Genomic DNA, 17,277 nt, shown 5'->3' with positions numbered 1-17,277 from the left:
ATTTTATAAATAGAAACTTTAGAAAGTAGGAAAGTAACTATTATGGCAAAAGATATTAAATTTTCAGCTGATGCCCGTTCCGCTATGGTGCGCGGGGTTGATGCGTTGGCAGATACTGTTAAGGTAACGCTTGGCCCTAAAGGCCGTAATGTTGTTTTGGAAAAATCCTTTGGTTCACCTTTGATTACGAATGATGGTGTAACTATTGCTAAGGAAATCGAACTAGAAGACCATTTTGAAAACATGGGAGCTAAATTAGTTTCAGAAGTTGCTTCAAAAACTAATGATATTGCAGGTGACGGAACCACTACAGCCACTGTTTTGACCCAAGCCATCGTTCGCGAAGGGCTTAAGAATGTTACGGCAGGTGCCAACCCAATTGGTATCCGTCGGGGTATCGAAACAGCTGTTTCAACAGCTGTTGAAGGCTTAAAAGCTATCGCTCAACCAGTTTCTGGTAAAGAAGCTATTGCACAAGTTGCTGCTGTATCTTCACGTTCTGAAAAAGTTGGTGAATACATTTCAGAAGCTATGGAAAAAGTTGGCAATGACGGTGTCATCACCATTGAAGAATCCCGTGGTATGGAAACTGAATTGGACGTTGTTGAAGGGATGCAATTTGATCGCGGTTACCTCTCTCAATACATGGTAACCGATAACGAAAAGATGGTTGCTGATCTGGATAATCCTTATATCTTGATTACCGATAAGAAAATTTCAAATATCCAAGATGTACTTCCTCTTTTAGAAGAAGTACTTAAAACCAGCCGCCCGCTCTTGATTATCGCAGACGATGTTGATGGTGAAGCTTTGCCTACATTGGTTCTAAATAAGATTCGCGGAACCTTTAATGTTGTTGCGGTTAAGGCACCAGGTTTTGGTGATCGCCGCAAGGCTATGCTGGAAGATATTGCTGTTTTGACTGGTGGTACTGTCATTACCGAAGACCTTGGCTTGGAACTCAAGGATGCCAGCATTGCTTCTCTCGGTCAGGCTGCTAAAATCACTATCGACAAAGATTCAACAGTGATTGTTGAAGGAGCTGGAGAAGCCTCTGCCATTACAGAGCGTGTCAACTTGATCAAATCACAATTAGAAACAACAACATCAGACTTTGATCGTGAAAAGTTGCAAGAACGGTTGGCAAAATTATCTGGTGGTGTTGCAGTTATCAAGGTTGGTGCTGCGACTGAAACCGAATTAAAAGAAATGAAACTCCGCATTGAAGATGCCCTTAATGCAACCCGCGCTGCTGTTGAAGAAGGTATCGTTGCCGGTGGTGGTACAGCCCTTGTTAATGTCATTGAAAAAGTTGCCTCTCTTGATGTGAAGGGGGATGAAGCAACTGGCCGTAATATTGTCCTGCGTGCGCTTGAAGAACCCGTTCGTCAAATTGCCCGTAACGCTGGCTATGAAGGTTCTGTTATCATCGAAAAACTTAAAGCTAGCGCTGTTGGTACAGGCTTTAATGCAGCCGATGGAAGCTGGGTAGATATGGTTGAAGCAGGAATCATTGATCCTGTCAAAGTTAGCCGTTCAGCCCTGCAAAATGCAGCTTCTGTTGCTAGCCTCATTCTAACAACTGAAGCTGTTGTCGCTGATCACCCAGAAGAGTCATCAGCACCGGCAGCACCAGCTATGGATCCAGGTATGATGGGTGGCATGATGTAATAAAGGCATGCGCACAAGCTATAAAAACTAGCCCAATGATGGCTAGTTTTTTTTGATGCGATTTAATTTGGCTCCCCTTTGCGTTTTTAAGAGAGCATCTCACCATTCAAATCGATGAAAATTTTAGTTTTGAACTGCTTAGAGTTTCTAAAGCCCAAAGTTTGGTATTTGATAAGTCGATTTTTTAATCTGTCAAGAAAAAGTTTGAAATATTCTGAAAATAATTCAATGAATCCGATTTCCTGCCTGAAATCGGAGGGAGACGCTGTTTTTTAGGCCGCAGCCTATTTGAGACAGAGGGTCTGTTTTCAGGAAGACAGGTTTTTGATTGACAATCTTTTTTCTTTAGTCTAAAATTAGTTAACAAAAGTAATTACCTTTGTTAACTAAAAGGAGGAAAACAATGCCATCTACTGCCCAGCTTTTTTCACAGGTCTATGATAAGGCTCTAATCCGCTATCAGAATAACCCGAACAGGAGCAAGGATTTTCCGGAATTATCTGCTGGTGACAGCCACTACATTGAGATACTCTACGGTTTAGGTAAGACGAGTCTGACTGATTTTGCTGCTAAGGCTGGTATTTCAAGACCGGCTGCCAGCCGCATTATCCAGAACTTTACCAAAAAGGGCTACGTCTTAAAAACCCCTTCCAGACAGGACAAACGGGTCTCTTATCTGGAGCTGGTGCCCGATTTGCAAGAGCACAGCCGCAGGAATTTCCTTCTGGCTGATCAGGTCTTTATGGAAATGCTGTCCGTTTTAAGCGATCAGGAACAAGAAGACCTGCACCGTTTGATTGAAAAGATCAATAAGGAGTTTTAGCTGAATGGAACAAAAGAAGATTGAACAGAAAGCCCTGATGGTTGGTATCGTCATGAATGTTCTGATGGGGCTGTCGGGACTGATTGTTTACCGCATTACCAGAATTGAGGCCCTCTTTATTGATGCCTATTACACCATCATTGCCCTGTTTTCCGGTCTGCTGGCTATCTTTATTTCCAAAACCAGTGCCAAGAGGACAGACTTATTTCCCAACGGTTTCTTTATTTTGGAGCCCCTCTATGCCCTTTTGAAATCCAGCCTGTCGCTGCTGCTGCTGACTTCGTCAACAATTACCGTCTCTATCAGTGCTTACCGCTATTTTGTCCACGGACAGGGAGACATTCTCAATGCTTTGCCTGTTGTCCCCTACACGCTTGTTATGGTTTGCCTCTGCCTCAGTCTGTCTTTTTACTATAAGAGACAGAATAAGAAAATCGGCGGAGCCAGCACCATGCTGCTGTCTGAAAGCAAAAATTCGCTGGTTGACGGGATGATTTCAGCTGGTGTCGGGGTTGCTGCGCTGCTGGTATTTATGCTTGATGCAGACTCTCCTTTAGGTTTTCTCAAATACACTGGTGACTTCTTCATCACAGTTGTGTTGGTTGCCATCACCATTAAGGAGCCCCTGTCAATTGTCCGCAGTGCCAGTATTGAGATTGCAGGCGGAGCCTTGAAGCAGGGGCAGGCAAAAAAGGAGATTGAGACCTGTATCCGCAGGCATTTTGATGGGGAAAACCTTATCGGGGATTGCCTGGTCTACAAGGTCGGCATGTCTTTTGAGGTTTATCTCCAGCTGGACAGCCAGGCTCAAAGGATAGATCTCAATCAATTGAGCAGCAAGAAAGGCGCTATTTTAAAAGAACTCAGACAAACCTATGAATTTATCGACCTAAACTATATTTACTAAGGAGAACAAACCATGAAGATTAATGTTTATAACGAATACGACCCTTTGAAAACCGTAATCATCGGTGACGCCAGCAAGCTCTATTTTCCGGATAGCCATGCTATTGAAAATGAGGAAAATAAACCTTGGTGGGAAAAGTTAAGAAACAATACGATTTTTCCTCTGCTGCGAGGCAAAAAGGTCCCCTATTTTATCACTAAGCAGTATCAAAAAGAATTGGCTGACTTTGAAAAACTGCTGAAGGAACACCAGGTAGAGGTCTTGAAGCTTGAGCCGATTGACTACCCTGCTACCCTGCCGCCTAAGGAAATGGGAATGGGGCAGATGTATGCTCGAGACAGTGCGATGTCCGTAGGTGACCTCTTCATTGAGGGCAATCTCCAGATTGATATGCGCAAAAAAGAAAGGCTGGGCTATCAAAAAATTGTCGCTGACCTCAAAAAAAATAAGAAGGTAGCGACCATGTCCCAGCATGAAACGGCTTGTCTGGAGGGCGGTGATGTGATTGTGGATTACCCCAATGTCTTTGTCGGTATCGGAAAATACGCCAGCAACCTGCCTGGAGTTAACTGGCTGCGAAAACAGCTGGACAGTTCTTGGAAGATTATCCCCATTCGTATCAAGGACAGCGCCATCCTCCACCTGGACTGCTGCATGACCATTATCGGCCCCAAGACAGCAATCATCTGCCGCGAGGTCCTCGAAGAACTGCCGGAAGAGCTGGCTGATTTTACCTTTATTGATATTGATAAAAAGGTCAGACAGGAAATGGCCGGTAATGTTCTGGTTCTGGGAAACAAGAAGGTCGTCGTCCAAAAGCGGCATAAGAAGCTGCAGGAGGATCTGAAAAAACACGGCTTTACTCCCTTGCCCCTCTCGTTCACCTGGCACGCTTTCCTCGAAGGCGCCTTCCGCTGTGCTTCCTGTCCGCTGGAGAGGGAGAAATAAGACTGATGGACAGAACCAAGCCAGTCTGAAACAGACAAAGCAGCGGCTTAGACTATACTATTTTGCGGCCGACACATCTGACCAAGAGACTCAAGATTGCCTATCGGCTGGTCAGACGCGACGAACTCTTTAAGCGTGGCTTCTCCGTTTCCCGCGCAAGTGTTGCTGCGGTCTTTGTTGACATTGCCAAAAATCCCAATCAATTGAGTAAGGACAGTATTGGTATTGGAGCCAGTTAACAGCTTTATAGCCATATAGCCTTCTTCGACAATCAAGATTATCCCTTGTCAAGCGCCTTGATGAGGGAAAGGCTCCAGTGGCACTTTTCAGCCTGTTCCCTTGAAACAAGATTGTAACAGTTTTCTACCGTCGGTTGCCGTTCCTAGGCTGCTTTTGATTGTCATTGAGTCTAACGACAATGGCGGATAAGAAACATTAGACAAAAAAACACGGCGAGAGCATCTTGCCGTGTTTTGATGACCTACAAAGTTTTTTGGATGCTTCCTTAGGCGATATCGGACGATAGCAACTGCTTTCAAATAAGTGAGCCAGGCTGTCGTCTGCTCTATTTTCAACCTCCCAGACTGTCTGAGTAACCCTAAAGTCTCAAAGTTTCTGAGCAGCTGAAACCCAATTTGTAAAATTAAGCTAGACAGAAAAAGCCATCTATGTTAGGCTCAGATAAACTACCACATTTGTCTGAAAGGAACTAACATAAATGACCTACACCCATCTTACCACAAACGAACTCGTAATGATAGAGGCATATTACCAAGCAGGTAAGACAGTTTGTGACATTTCAAAGTCACTTGGTAGATCACGACAAACGATTTACAATGTTCTTTCTTCTCTGAAAGCTGGCCATTCGGCTTATGACTATTATGAGCGTTACAAAACTAACAAGAAGCGTTGTGGCCGGAAAAAGACCCAACTCACCAAACCAGTACAAGAGTTTATTCAATCCTATCTAGCATCAGATTGGAGTCTCGATGTGATAAAAGGTACCTATCCTGATAACATCCCTTGTTCTATGAGAACCCTCTATCGCTTAGCTGACCGTGGTATCTTCCATAAAAATGATTTACCCTGGCAAGGGAAACGAAAACCTAATGGGAAGAAGGAAAGGCGTGGCAAACAAGCTTTTCGCAGAGATATTCGTGAGCGTACTGAAAGGTATCCAGAGTTCGAAAGTGAATTTGGTCATCTTGAAGGGGGACACCATTGTTGGCAAGAATCATAAAAGTGCCGTTATAACGCTGGTTGAGAAGCAGTCAAAAGCCATTATCACACTTCAAACAAATGGACGAAACGCGAGTGCTATTGAGGAATCCGTCAGTCAGTGGTTGTCAAAGTTTCCAAGACATCTCTTCAAGTCCATTACGTTTGATGTTGGGAAAGAGTTCTCCAATTGGAAGTCCATTTCCAATAAACATGATATTGACATTTTCTTTGCAGATCCAGGCTGCCCAGGTCAACGAGGTCTTAATGAGCATTCTAACGGCCTATTAAGACGACACGGACTTCCTAAGCAGATGGACTTCAATGGTATTTCCCAAAAATATTTATCAGCTATAGCTGATAAAAGAAATAGGATTCCTAGGAAATCTTTAAATTATCAAACACCATATCAAGTTTTTCTGACTAACTTGAAAATGTCTAACTTAATTTGACAAATGAGATTATAAGAGATGGCTATTTAAACCAGCCTAGTGATAGATAGATTTTATATTGTAGCGAATATAGCGTTTGGTCAGTTGCCAGACTTGTCTGCTGATGAGAAGGGCTAAGGGGAGGGCTGCCAAACCAATCACAAAAAGGAGTAGGCAGACCCAACTGTTTACTTTCAGGGTTAGGTCGGGAAACAGGTAGATAGACATTTGCCCTTTATTAAAGAAATAGGCCAATGGGGAGATGATAAAGAGGGTAACATAGGTCCAGATTACCAGAATACAAAATAGGAGGAAGATACCAACTGTTGTCAGAAAATAGGTATTGAAGGTGATGATGCCAATCAAGGCCCAGATGTTTAATGATTTTTTGTTTCCCCCTGTTTCTCCTAGGAAGTAGCGGAGGTCCACTTGATAAATCTGACTTAGATCTTTTAAGACATAAATATTAGGAAGGGTCTTGCCCTGTTCCCAGCGAGAAACAGCCTGCCGAGTTACAAATAAACGTTGGGCGACCTCTTCTTGGGTCAATTTCGCAGTATGGCGGGCTTCCTGCAATTTGCTGGCGATTTCTTCCATCGGTTCACCTCCTTAGCAGTTTTTAACTATTCTACCACAAATCAATAAAAAGTGGGGTACTGGTGGTAGTTGATAACCAAGGGCAATCTGCAGATAGTAAGGGAGTGTGGCAAAATGACATCTTGCTAATCCATTTTGATTTTTGCAGAGTATGACTAGGTATCTTGACATTGGCTAATGCCCAATCAGACAAGCTTTTTATAAAGATGGGTTGACAGACTTGTCAACCTATCTTTACAGTGAAAGAGGAGGAGTGATTTAGGTTGTTTTGTGGGATTTTTCAAAAATATTACCCTTTAAAAAATAAGCAATCATCATAGAAAAACAACTAGAAAGCCTATTGCAGAGGGGGTCAACAACTTGTTGCTTGCTCTGGACGACAGAAAGGCTTATACTCAACGAAAATCAAAAATAGACGAGGCGACAAAGTGCAGACCGTACTTGGTTACGGCAAGCTGAAGTCAACAAAGTATAGTTTTGATTTTCAAAGAGTATTAGGCTAGAGTTGGGTTAACCGACACCTATCAATTTAGAAAGGAAACATTATGATGAAAAAACTACTATGTATCATCTTTACAGTGTTACTGTTATTGAGCCATTTAATCGGAGGACCTGTCAGGGCGGATGAGAAACTGCCCTCAGGGACGAGTTCTCAGGAGATTGGAAATCAGATTACCAACTTTGTCGAAGACAATAAAGAGAGCACCGCTGCTATGGAGACCGCTGTTTTCAAGGCTGACACTACTATCTATGAAGGCTATTTTGGCTACATGAATAAAGAGACAGGGCTTAAGGCGGATGAGACAGCAGTCTTTGAATGGGGGTCTATCACTAAAACGGTGACCTGGCTTAGTGTTATGCAACAGGTGGAGGCAGGTCACATCGACTTGAAGGCTGATATTCGGACCTATCTGCCCAAGGGATTTCTCAAAAATCTCAAATTTGATAAGCCTGTCACCATGTTGGATCTGATGAATCATCAAGGAGGCTTTCAGGAGAGTGTCTCCAATATGTTCTTAGAGAGTCCAGCCCAGGCCCTCTCTTTAGAAGACTTTCTGAGGGAGGTGCAACCTCCTCAAATTGATGTGCCAGGGACGGTCACAGCTTACAGTAACTGGGGGACTGCCTTAGCAGCCTATATTGTTCAGAGGGTCAGTGGGGAGGATTTTGCGGACTATGTCCATGGTCATATTTTTGAGCCTCTGGGGATGAAGCACAGCCTGATTAGAACGGACCGTTCTGACAATGCCTTGGTCAAGAAGCAACGGGAGCGTAATCATAGTTACTATCCTACAGGAGAACTGAGAGGAAAGGCCGACGATTACACTAACGATTATCCAACTGGTGCTATTATCAGTACCTTGGGTGATTTGAAAACCTACGGACAAGCCCTATTAAAACAAGAGGAAGGTCCAATTTTCAAGCATAAGGAGACCTGGGAGCAGTTATTCACCCCTAGTGTCTACTATCCCAATAGCGACATTCCAAGGAATAGGCATGGTTTTTGGGAGACCCAGTATGGGGTAGCTGTTACAGGGCATCCTGGGGGAATGGATGGCTACACCAGCAATTTAGTGTTAGATTTGAAAAATGGCATCGGTATGGTGGTTATGACTAATCAACAGACAGAACAGACCTACAATGACAAAATGTTGGAGTTGGTCTTTGGTCAAGCCCAACAGCAGAAGGCTGTGCAACTAAAGAATCCTTACTATGTATCCAGTGCAAGAATCGAACACGGCCCCCTTTCCTACCTAGAACTTCTGTTCACTAGCGATGCGCAATCCCCTGCCTTTAAGAATCGTGTCTTGAACAAGTATTATGAGATAGATCAGTTAGAAGATGGGAGAGAAGTGATTGCTTCTGGTGCTATGGATAATCTAGCCCAACCTAGTTGGAAGGTCTGGCTCAACTATGGCAGTATATTAACCTTTGTCCTAGCCCTTCTTTATGCTTTAGGTCACTTGATTTATATGGTCGTTCGATGGTTGTTCTGCAAAATTAAGGGGAAGTCAGCAGGGATAAGGGATAAGAACTCTAGCCTATCCTTAGGCCTAACCCTCCTTCTAGGAGGCTTATCGGGTCATTTTATCTATCAGACCTTAATGATGGTAGCTACTCATAGAATGCAGGGCATCAATGAACAGGACTGGCACAACCTTCTGCTCGCTGTGTTGACCCCTCTTGCTGTGCTTATCTTGCTTAAGTCTATCCTTGATGACTGGAAGAAAAAGAAGACTGGTCCTCAGCTACCTTGGAAGACCCGGTTGCATATCTGCCTAACAAGGCTAGCAGGCTTATCCATGATCTGCTTCATTTATTACTGGGATCTCTATCAGTGGTGGTTAATCTAGGATTGAGGAGATGTCGTGTCAAACCGTTTAATAGAGGAGGAAGAGATGTTCAATAAAAAAATAAGAGAGAGAGGCGGAAGGAGCGTTGATCACCAAGCATTGAGGCTGTTTTTTAGCATTTTAATACCAGCCAGTATCCTGCTGGAGGTAGTCTATATAATCCATCCCTCTCAACTGCTAATCTTTGGATTAATGTGGGTGCCAGGATTGGCTGCCATCATTACCTCCAAGATCCATTATAGAAAAGACAGGGTCTTGGGCTGGCAGGGAGCGGGTTTAAAGGATAATGCCTTGGCAGTGGCTCTACCATTCGTTTACCTGATGCTATCTTATACGGTCGCTTGGTCTATATTGAGGGATTCGACTACAGGTTTTGGGCACTTGGTTACTGAGATAACCAATCGCATGCCTATCCTCCTTTATGTGGGGCTCTCCCTAGTTTTTGGCTTGGGAGCTGCGGCGGGAGAAGAGATAGGTTGGCGGGGCTTCCTTTACCCCCTGCTGGAGCGTCTATATGGCAGAACTAGGGCGATTGTCATCAGCGCAGGTATTTGGGGTGTTTGGCACCTACCACTCATCATATCAGGCCATTACCAGTCAGCAACCAACCTAATCTATGGCCTTTTGATGTTTATGGTAGAGATTCTAATGATCTCAGTCCCTATGTCATGGCTTAGAAGTGTGTCAGGGAGTGTCATTCCTCCCATCCTTCTTCACGGTGCCCATAACTTCTTTGATCAGGCAGTATTTAGCCCCCTTAGCACAGATCCGAATATAGCCTATTTTGCAGGTGAACAAGGCTTTATAACTGTGCTCTGCATAGGAATCATAGCCTTTATGGTCTTCAAAAATTGGCCCAAAACCGCGCCTGCAAACTTAAAATAAGGAAAGTGAGAAACATATGGCATCAATGATTTTAGAAACTCAGAATCTGAACAAGACCTTCTCAGACCAGACAATCCTGAGTAATTGCAACATGCACGTGGAGGCGGGAACTATTTACGGTCTCTTAGGAGCCAACGGCGCTGGGAAGACAACCATTTTCAAGGCAGTGACCGGCCTTATCAAGCCGACAGCCGGCCAGATTAGTCTTTTCGGCCAGAGCGCTGACAGTCAAGGAACTGCTGTCCTAGCTGACATCGGCCTCCTGATTGAGACACCAATCTTCTACGAGCACCTATCAGCCAAGGAAAACCTGGCTATTCACCTAGCATATATGGACAGGGAAGGTGAGTCTATTGAGGCGACTCTTAGACGGGTTGGCTTGGCCGACACAGGTAAACAGCCGGTTTCCAAGTTCTCTCTGGGCATGCGGCAGCGCTTGGCTATTGCCCGTGCCTTTGTCCACCAACCCAAACTCTTAATCTTGGACGAGCCCATAAACGGCCTGGACCCCATGGGTATTCGGGAGATGCGAACACTCTTTCAGGAATTGGTTGGCGAGGGCAAGACTCTCATCATCTCCAGCCATATCCTGAGCGAAATCGAGCATGTGGCTGACACGATTGGCGTTCTGGCTGGTGGTCAGATTATCAAAGAAGTCTCCATGGACCAAATCCGCAGGGAAAATCCAAACGGCCTGGAAGATTATTTCTTGACTATCATGATGGGAGGAACTTATGCTTAAACTAATTAAACTGGAACTGAGGCGAACCAATCTCAGAACTTATATCGTAGCCAGTCTAGCGATTTTTCTCTGTAATTCGCTGATAATGTTCGGTGGAATCAGCTCAAATCAAATCATGACCGCAAATCTGCTAACGACTAGTAGCAATCTGGGAGTCTTGCTGACACTTTGTTTCAGTGTCTTGGGAGCGGTTATGTACGGACGCCTGATGATCACTGAGTATAGCGGAAAAAACGCCGTCCTGCTCTTTAGCTATCCTGTCAAACGCGAAAGCATCTTTCTAGCCAAACTTCTTCTAGTAGCAGGGTTTATCTTAACTGCTTTCATGGTAAGCAGCCTGCTGATTGGCCTGATGATTATGCTGGCGGGACCACTCAATGGGAGTCTGCTCTACCACTTTGGCCTAGCAGAACTGTTCCAGTATTGGAGTATCGGTCTGGGCGCTGCTATGATAGCTCTGGCTATATCTGCATTAGCTCTCCTAATCGGTTTTCTGATGAATTCCGTATCCGCTACTATTGTCAGCGCAGTGATCATTATCAGTTTTGCAACCAGTACAATCACCGGAATTCTAGCGACTGGCCTCCCTGCTATCAGTCTGGCCATTATTCTCTCTCTTCTTACCCTTGTAGCAATCACCGGCTTACTCAGCCAGCGTATCAGGAAAATGGAGGTTTGATATCGTATGCAGATTAGTTTCATGCAGACGGGACTTTGGCTGGCTCCAGCCTTTTCCTACTGAGCGTAGCAATTATTTACTTTCGGAAAAAGGAAAATCATTAACTAGGAAAGGAGTTATTTCTAATGACTAAAGACACAAAACTAATCGAACCTCAACCTAAACTCATCTGGCCTTACCTAGCCTGGGCCTTCGGCTGGAGCTGGGGCTTCTGGGGACTATGTATTCTCCTCAAGAACCTTTGGCCGGAAAATCCGCCTATGCCCTATCTGGTTCTTGAAGGGACTCTCTTTACCATCGGCGTTTTCGGACCAATGACAGCTAGTCTGATTGTGCTCAAAAAGAAAGGGCTCAAGGCTACCATTTCCTTTATTTTCTCGGGCAGAAGAGGGACTTGGCTTTGGTTCCTTATCTACGGTGGAGCCCTAATAGTCATTTATGCCCTAGCCTCTAGTGGCAGATTAATAGACGGAGCATTAGCGATAATATCATTGGGCTTTATCTTTCAAGCTATCTTGGGAGGAGGCATGGAAGAACCTGGCTGGCGGGGCTTCCTGCAACCAGCTTTGGAGAAAAAATTCTCCTTTCCTCTAGCGACCGTCCTTGTGGGTACCGTGTGGACCCTTTGGCATATCCCTTTCTGGTTTTACGACCGATTTTATGATCGAAGCCAAATGTCTTTCATGGCCTTTCTTGTCAGTTGTATAGTCGAATCTTTCTGGTATGCTGCGCTTTACAAGAGAACACGATCGGTTATTGCTTGTAACTTCTTCCATGTACTATGCAATGTTGCTACCGCAAGCTTTGTTGGTATAAACGAAGCTGCAGATGGTGATTTATCTAAAATCAATCCGATTTTTTACCTTGGTGGTCTGGCGCTCTTGACCCTTTTCAGTATCTACCACTGGTACCGGACGGATAAGGAGGAACGAACGCAGGAGGTAAGAAATTTCTGACCTGAGCACTGTTTTTCTGACTAATGAAAGGAAAAAATGCTAATGACTAAGGACAACAAAACAATCGAACCGCACCCTAAACTCATCTGGCCTTATCTGGCTTGGACCTTTGGCTGGAGCTGGGGCTTCTGGTTGCTCAGTATTCTCCTCAAGAATTTTTGGACGCTCAGTCTCCTTAACAGGCTGCAGACACGATCTTGCCCGCCTGTGTATTAGCCGCTGACCTCAATCTTAGAGTTTTTAAGTAGCGGCTATGAAAATATTAGACAAATTTTGTTCTTTCTGTTATACTGTGTTTAATAATAAAAACCGACCGGTCAGTATAATCATAAAAGGAGATATCTATGGAACACTCAAGACAAAGTATTCATGAGAAAATCCTTGCTCAAAATAAAGCATTCTTAGACAGGCAGAAACAAATGTTGATTAGGCAGCAGAAGCGGCGAAAGGACTTTCTGAAACAACAGACTAAGAAAAATAAAGCCTTTCTACTGAAGGCTACCACTGGTGAGACGGGACTCAGATATGCTAGGTTAGGTCGAAAAGCTGGCTATGCTGTAGCAGGTGCGGGGGCTCTGGTCACACTGATCAGTCCGCTTAATGGCTTGGGACTGCTGGCAGCAGGCACAACAACTATTCTGTCCAATCATTACAGGATTAAACGGCTCAAGGCAAATAGGAGGTATCCGTTATGACAAAGATAAAATTGCTGAGTAAGGAAGAAAGAAGACAACGCCGAGGACTGGGCTGGGCCTGTGTGGCACTGGCTTTCAGCGCTGTTATTGTGCTGACAGAACTTATCCATGAGTTTAATGAGGATTAGCGATAGAGCTGGCGTAAACCGTTCTCACCTCGTTACGCATCATAACTCTAGCCATCCGCAAGGTTTACGTGAATTTTTCACCTTGTATTCTAAGGGGATAGTGACGGATCTAGAGTAGGCTCTAAATATAAAGAGTGGGAAACTCTAGTTTTGCGACTTTCTGGTTTTTTATACGTCATCTTCGGAGATGAGGGTATTTTGCAGGTGACAGCGCAGCTAACATAGAGGGTTGTCCCACTTTTTTTAGAAAAAAACCGGTTGGTTGGTTTTTATAATGAGGTTCACTAGCTAAACACCATCAGATATTTACGGATCAGCTGATTAGATAGATAATTTTTTAAGGAAGCAAGCACAGAGGCTGAGCGTCCATTTTACAGAAGCTATTGGTGGAAAAATAAATCCGAAGAAAGCGAGAAATAAATGACAACAATGATTTTAGAAACACAGGGCTTGAGCAAGGTCTACTCTGGTCGGGAAATCTTGAGCAACTGTGACCTACACGTAGAGGAGGGGAGCATTTACGGGCTTCTAGGAGCCAACGGTGCTGGCAAGACTACGATTTTTAAGGCGGTGACAGGGCTCATCAAGCCGACAGCTGGTCAAATCAGCATTTTTGGTCAGAGTGCCGATAGTCAGGGCTCTGCAATTTTGGCAGACATCGGTCTCTTGATCGAAACGCCCATCTTTTATGAGCACCTCTCTGCCAAGGACAATCTGTCTATTCACCTAGCCTATATGGACCGGGAAGGTCAGGATATTGAAGCAGCTCTCAGGCGGGTTGGTCTAGCTGATACCAGTCAGCAACCCGTCTCCAAATTCTCCCTAGGGATGCGCCAGCGCCTGGCCATTGCCCGAGCGATTGTCCACAGGCCCAAATTGCTCATCTTGGACGAGCCAATCAACGGCTTAGACCCTATGGGCATTCGGGAGATGCGGACTCTTTTTCAGGAACTGACTGCCGAGGGCATGACTCTGATGATTTCCAGTCATATCCTCAGTGAAATCGAGCATGTAGCCGATACCATCGGTGTGCTGGCTGGTGGCCGTATTGTTCGGGAAGTGCCGATGGAGCAAATCAGAAAAGAAAATCCAAACGGTCTGGAAGACTATTTCTTATCTATCATGACAGGAGGCGACTATGCTTAAATTGATCAACCTTGAACTCAAACGCACCAATCTTAAACCTTATATCATTTCGGCTGTTTTGATTAACCTTTTTGTCCTTGCTGTTTTACACATTGGAGGTTTTGCGAGTGAGAATCCCGAGATAAGGGAACCCGGGGGTTCCCCGATGGCTACACCCACTGGTTTCACTAGTTTCTTTTCTGTTCTGATGATTGTTTGTTTTGCGGTTTTAGCAGCAGTCATGTTTGGTCGCTTGGTGGTCAACGAGTATAGTGGCAAAAATGCAAGTTTACTCTTTAGCTACCCTGTTAAACGCTCCAAGGTGCTTCTGGCCAAACTGGTTTTGCTTGCTGTCTTCATTGTACTCAGTATGGTTATAGGGACCACAATCTTCCTGCCTTTCTTCATGGCTAGTAACGCCCTTTGGCATTTGCTGTCTTTTGCTGTAGACCTTGCTTGGTTAGGATTGATGTTATGGTCCATCTTAAGCGCTAGTCTCATCACTGTTGCTATATCAATGGTCAGTCTTTGTATTGGCCTTTGGAGGAATTCTCTACCAGCCACTATTGTGTCTGCACTAGTAATCATGGCGCCCTTTACCAACCTCTTGATTGGAGCCCTCCGAATAAATCCTGCCCTATTGTTTCTATTAGCTGGAACTTCTGCAGGGGTTATCCTAATTTCCTATGGTATTTTGGTGAGAAGGCTGAATCAGCGAGAAGTCTGAGGTAGAGGTAATACTTAAAGAAAATCAAAATAGACAGTCTAACAAAATAAGGAGGGCACTGTGTACAGCTACACACGCAAAGTTCACTACTACGAAACCGATAAGATGGGCATTGTCCATCATTCCAACTATATCCGCTGGATGGAAGAAGCTAGGATTGCCTTTGTAAATGATTTGGGTTACAGCTATGAGCGCTTAGAGGCGCAACAGCTGATTTCGCCAGTCTCAGAGTTGTCCTGCCGTTATAAAAACAGTACAGCCTTCGCCCAAGATATCCAGATTGACACGCTGATTATCAAGCTCAATGGGGTCCGCTGTGTCTTTTATTACCGCATGTACCGAGTAGAGGACGGAGTGCTGGTTTTCGAGGGCAAGACAGAGCATTATTTTATCGATCCGCTGGGTCAGTTGGTCAATATCAAGCGAGGATTTCCAGAGTTTTATCGAGCCTTGGTTGATTATCAGAAAAGTCAGGATGTTCACGATTTAAGAGCTTAAGCAGAAAGGAGTTTTTTAGATGATACAGTTTAAAAAGCTTTTAACAACTGGTCTGCTAGCGCTGGGCCTGCTAACAGCTCCAGCCGTTCAGGCCAGCGAAAAACTGCCGTCTGGCAACACTTATGACAACATCGGAAGCAAGATTGAAGCCTTTGTGGACCAGCACAAGGACACGACCGCTGGTATGGAAACAGCGGTTTTCACCGCTGACGAGACCCTCTACGAGGGACACTTTGGCTATATGGATAAGAAAAAGGGCATCAAGGCTGATGAAACCTCTGTCTTTGAGTGGGGCTCTACAACCAAAACGGTAACTTGGATTAGTGTTATGCAACAGGTCGAGGCTGGCAGGATTGACCTCAAGGCAGATATCAGAACTTATCTGCCCAAGGGCTTTCTCAGAAACCTCAGGTTTGACAAACCTGTCACCATGTTGGATTTGATGAATCATAAGGCTGGTTTTCAGGAAAGTGGTACAAAGTTACAGACTGATAAGGTTGAGAACCTGCTCAGTCTCAAGGATTATCTGGCCCAGGTCCAACCACCCCAAGTCTATGAGCCAGGAACGGTGACCGCCTATTCCAACTGGGGGACGGCCTTGGCCGGCTATATTGTTCAGGAAGTGACCGGTCAGGTCTTCGCTGACTATGTCAAACAGGAAATTTTTGAGCCTTTAGGAATGAAACATACTTCCATCAAACCTGATTTGTCTGACAACGCCTATGTAAAAAAAGAGCGATCCTTTAATCAGAGTTATGATCCTACAGGAAAATCTATTGGCAAGGCTTCATTCTTCATTAGTCCTTACCCTGCAGGGTCAATCATTAGTACACTGAGCGACCTCAAGACCTATGCTCAAGCCTTGCTCAAGCAAGAAGCGGGCGTTCTCTTTGACAAAAAGGCGACTTGGGATGAGCTCTTCAGAGTCAGTGATGTTTATGGAAACAGTGAGATTCCCAAAAATCGCCATGGTTTCTGGGTCATGCAGCGTGCCGTTGCGGTCACCGAACACGGTGGCAACACTAGAGGTTATTCTAACGGTCTTAAGCTGGATTTGAAAAACAAGGTCGGTCTGGTCGTCATGACTAATCAGTTTAGTGAGAAAATTTATAATTATCAAATGCCTGAATTGATCTTCGGGAAATACAAGGACTCCCCTCTGGCTAAACGGCCTAAGGATACCTATTCCGGAACCTATCTGACCTCAAGAACCTTTGTAGAAGGCCCCTTGTCTGCCTTTAATCTTCTGATGACCAAGCAGAGTCAGTCAGAAAACTTTGAGACTGAGTTGGGCCAAGGGGTTTTCCATTTTTACAATGTCGCCAAAACTCCAGATGGCAGAGAGCTTATCAGTTTACCAATAGCAGATTATCTGTCCGTCCCTCAGGGACAGGTTTGGCTTATGTACGGTACTGCTATAGCGGGAGGGCTAGCTGTTATCTATGCCCTCGGCCATCTCCTTATCAGCGCTATAACTTGGCTAATTCGCAGGCTGAAGAAGAAAACTGTACCCGCCCAGCCCAAGCTTTGGCAGCATTTACTGGCAGGACTGATTACCCTAGCAGGTCTAACTTTCGGTGTTTTGTTCATGCTATTTAGCTCTCGGGCCGTTGACACCATCCCATTCCTAGCTATTGGCTTTGCCGTGATCGGTCTGGCCCTGGTGGGTCTCCTCATCTGGCGACTGATTTTCAGACCCAAGGGACAGCTGGACTGGAGAGCCAAGCTACACTACGGTCTGAGCGTAACCGCCAGCCTTGCGACTCTCTGGTTTATCTACTTCTTTGACCTTTACCAGTGGTGGGGCATGTAAGATTATGAAAGGAAAAAATGCTAATGACTAAAGACAACAAAATGATCGAACCACACCCAAAACTGATTTGGCCTTATCTG

Annotated in this window: 16 protein-coding genes and 3 pseudogenes; 18 read left to right on the top strand and 1 reads right to left on the bottom strand. The window is 44.8% G+C overall.

Features of this window, described 5'->3' with window-relative positions; genetic code table 11:
- Positions 1-42: 42 nt before the first annotated feature.
- The 6 genes and pseudogenes from groL to ACVR1G_RS06900 all read left to right on the top strand — a co-directional run bounded on the left by groL (position 43) and on the right by ACVR1G_RS06900 (position 6,019).
- Positions 43-1,671 (top strand): chaperonin GroEL, encoded by a 1,629-nt coding sequence (gene groL, locus ACVR1G_RS06925; protein ID WP_447452457.1) that lies wholly within the window; start codon positions 43-45, stop codon positions 1,669-1,671.
- A gap of 403 nt (positions 1,672-2,074) precedes the next feature.
- On the top strand, positions 2,075-2,494 hold the full coding sequence (locus tag ACVR1G_RS06920; RefSeq protein WP_447452456.1) for a MarR family winged helix-turn-helix transcriptional regulator: 420 nt from the start codon (positions 2,075-2,077) through the stop codon (positions 2,492-2,494).
- A 4-nt stretch (positions 2,495-2,498) separates the two neighbouring features.
- Positions 2,499-3,401 carry a cation transporter gene (locus tag ACVR1G_RS06915; RefSeq protein WP_447452455.1) on the top strand — a complete coding sequence of 301 codons (903 nt, stop codon included), beginning with the start codon at positions 2,499-2,501 and terminating at the stop codon, positions 3,399-3,401.
- A 12-nt stretch (positions 3,402-3,413) separates the two neighbouring features.
- Positions 3,414-4,349, top strand: a complete 936-nt coding sequence (locus ACVR1G_RS06910; protein WP_447452454.1) for a dimethylarginine dimethylaminohydrolase family protein — start codon at positions 3,414-3,416, stop codon at positions 4,347-4,349.
- A gap of 47 nt (positions 4,350-4,396) precedes the next feature.
- Positions 4,397-4,588: pseudogene (locus ACVR1G_RS06905) on the top strand (NAD(P)H-binding protein); the annotation flags it as partial.
- A 479-nt stretch (positions 4,589-5,067) separates the two neighbouring features.
- Positions 5,068-6,019, top strand: a pseudogene (locus ACVR1G_RS06900) (IS30 family transposase).
- 36 nt (positions 6,020-6,055) lie between these two features.
- Here the strand turns inward: ACVR1G_RS06900 and ACVR1G_RS06895 are convergent.
- Entirely contained in the window at positions 6,056-6,595 is a 540-nt protein-coding gene (locus ACVR1G_RS06895) for a helix-turn-helix domain-containing protein (protein WP_447452453.1), read from the bottom strand.
- Between the two features lie 545 nt (positions 6,596-7,140).
- On the opposite strand from ACVR1G_RS06895, the gene ACVR1G_RS06890 reads away from it, so the two are divergent.
- The 12 genes and pseudogenes from ACVR1G_RS06890 to ACVR1G_RS06835 all read left to right on the top strand — a co-directional run bounded on the left by ACVR1G_RS06890 (position 7,141) and on the right by ACVR1G_RS06835 (position 17,197).
- Positions 7,141-8,949 (top strand): serine hydrolase domain-containing protein, encoded by a 1,809-nt coding sequence (locus ACVR1G_RS06890; RefSeq protein WP_447452452.1) that lies wholly within the window; start codon positions 7,141-7,143, stop codon positions 8,947-8,949.
- 45 nt (positions 8,950-8,994) lie between these two features.
- On the top strand, positions 8,995-9,834 hold the full coding sequence (locus ACVR1G_RS06885) for a CPBP family intramembrane glutamic endopeptidase (RefSeq protein ID WP_447452451.1): 840 nt from the start codon (positions 8,995-8,997) through the stop codon (positions 9,832-9,834).
- A gap of 16 nt (positions 9,835-9,850) precedes the next feature.
- Positions 9,851-10,576 (top strand): ABC transporter ATP-binding protein, encoded by a 726-nt coding sequence (locus ACVR1G_RS06880; RefSeq protein WP_447452450.1) that lies wholly within the window; start codon positions 9,851-9,853, stop codon positions 10,574-10,576.
- Positions 10,569-11,255, top strand: a complete 687-nt coding sequence (locus ACVR1G_RS06875) for an ABC transporter permease (RefSeq protein ID WP_447452449.1) — start codon at positions 10,569-10,571, stop codon at positions 11,253-11,255. Before ACVR1G_RS06880 ends, ACVR1G_RS06875 begins: the two co-directional genes overlap by 8 nt.
- 125 nt (positions 11,256-11,380) lie before the next feature.
- Entirely contained in the window at positions 11,381-12,211 is an 831-nt protein-coding gene (locus ACVR1G_RS06870; protein WP_447452448.1) for a CPBP family intramembrane glutamic endopeptidase, read from the top strand.
- A gap of 42 nt (positions 12,212-12,253) precedes the next feature.
- Positions 12,254-12,373 (top strand): annotated as a pseudogene (locus ACVR1G_RS06865) (CPBP family intramembrane glutamic endopeptidase); the annotation flags it as partial.
- 182 nt (positions 12,374-12,555) lie between these two features.
- The gene (locus ACVR1G_RS06860) at positions 12,556-12,906 is read left to right on the top strand and encodes a hypothetical protein (RefSeq protein WP_447452447.1); all 351 of its coding nucleotides are present in this window, start codon (positions 12,556-12,558) and stop codon (positions 12,904-12,906) included.
- Complete coding sequence (locus tag ACVR1G_RS06855; RefSeq protein WP_447452446.1) at positions 12,903-13,034, top strand: hypothetical protein; 132 nt, start codon at positions 12,903-12,905, stop codon at positions 13,032-13,034. Before ACVR1G_RS06860 ends, ACVR1G_RS06855 begins: the two co-directional genes overlap by 4 nt.
- 420 nt (positions 13,035-13,454) lie before the next feature.
- Positions 13,455-14,180 carry an ABC transporter ATP-binding protein gene (locus ACVR1G_RS06850; protein WP_447452445.1) on the top strand — a complete coding sequence of 242 codons (726 nt, stop codon included), beginning with the start codon at positions 13,455-13,457 and terminating at the stop codon, positions 14,178-14,180.
- A complete protein-coding gene (locus ACVR1G_RS06845) occupies positions 14,173-14,886 on the top strand; it encodes an ABC transporter permease (protein WP_447452444.1) in 714 nt (237 codons plus the stop codon). The genes ACVR1G_RS06850 and ACVR1G_RS06845 overlap by 8 nt, the downstream gene beginning before the upstream one ends.
- Before the next feature lie 60 nt (positions 14,887-14,946).
- Entirely contained in the window at positions 14,947-15,384 is a 438-nt protein-coding gene (locus ACVR1G_RS06840; protein WP_447452443.1) for an acyl-CoA thioesterase, read from the top strand.
- Positions 15,385-15,403: 19 nt separating this feature from the next.
- The gene (locus ACVR1G_RS06835) at positions 15,404-17,197 is read left to right on the top strand and encodes a serine hydrolase (RefSeq protein WP_447452442.1); all 1,794 of its coding nucleotides are present in this window, start codon (positions 15,404-15,406) and stop codon (positions 17,195-17,197) included.
- Positions 17,198-17,277 lie beyond the last annotated feature (80 nt).

It is taken from the genome of Streptococcus dentasini (assembly GCF_053206945.1).
Note: the sequence above shows the minus strand (reverse complement) of the source record. Positions and strands in the feature narration are given on the sequence as shown.

Excerpts from the sequence above, each read along its gene's own strand:
- groL (WP_447452457.1), top strand. The coding sequence starts at position 43 with ATGGCAAAAGATATTAAATTTTCAGCTGATGCCCGTTCCGCTATGGTG.
- ACVR1G_RS06920 (WP_447452456.1), top strand. The coding sequence starts at position 2,075 with ATGCCATCTACTGCCCAGCTTTTTTCACAGGTCTATGATAAGGCTCTA.
- ACVR1G_RS06915 (WP_447452455.1), top strand. The coding sequence starts at position 2,499 with ATGGAACAAAAGAAGATTGAACAGAAAGCCCTGATGGTTGGTATCGTC.
- ACVR1G_RS06910 (WP_447452454.1), top strand. The coding sequence starts at position 3,414 with ATGAAGATTAATGTTTATAACGAATACGACCCTTTGAAAACCGTAATC.
- ACVR1G_RS06895 (WP_447452453.1), bottom strand. The coding sequence starts at position 6,595 with ATGGAAGAAATCGCCAGCAAATTGCAGGAAGCCCGCCATACTGCGAAA.
- ACVR1G_RS06890 (WP_447452452.1), top strand. The coding sequence starts at position 7,141 with ATGATGAAAAAACTACTATGTATCATCTTTACAGTGTTACTGTTATTG.
- ACVR1G_RS06885 (WP_447452451.1), top strand. The coding sequence starts at position 8,995 with ATGTTCAATAAAAAAATAAGAGAGAGAGGCGGAAGGAGCGTTGATCAC.
- ACVR1G_RS06880 (WP_447452450.1), top strand. The coding sequence starts at position 9,851 with ATGGCATCAATGATTTTAGAAACTCAGAATCTGAACAAGACCTTCTCA.
- ACVR1G_RS06875 (WP_447452449.1), top strand. The coding sequence starts at position 10,569 with ATGCTTAAACTAATTAAACTGGAACTGAGGCGAACCAATCTCAGAACT.
- ACVR1G_RS06870 (WP_447452448.1), top strand. The coding sequence starts at position 11,381 with ATGACTAAAGACACAAAACTAATCGAACCTCAACCTAAACTCATCTGG.
- ACVR1G_RS06860 (WP_447452447.1), top strand. The coding sequence starts at position 12,556 with ATGGAACACTCAAGACAAAGTATTCATGAGAAAATCCTTGCTCAAAAT.
- ACVR1G_RS06855 (WP_447452446.1), top strand. The coding sequence starts at position 12,903 with ATGACAAAGATAAAATTGCTGAGTAAGGAAGAAAGAAGACAACGCCGA.
- ACVR1G_RS06850 (WP_447452445.1), top strand. The coding sequence starts at position 13,455 with ATGACAACAATGATTTTAGAAACACAGGGCTTGAGCAAGGTCTACTCT.
- ACVR1G_RS06845 (WP_447452444.1), top strand. The coding sequence starts at position 14,173 with ATGCTTAAATTGATCAACCTTGAACTCAAACGCACCAATCTTAAACCT.
- ACVR1G_RS06835 (WP_447452442.1), top strand. The coding sequence starts at position 15,404 with ATGATACAGTTTAAAAAGCTTTTAACAACTGGTCTGCTAGCGCTGGGC.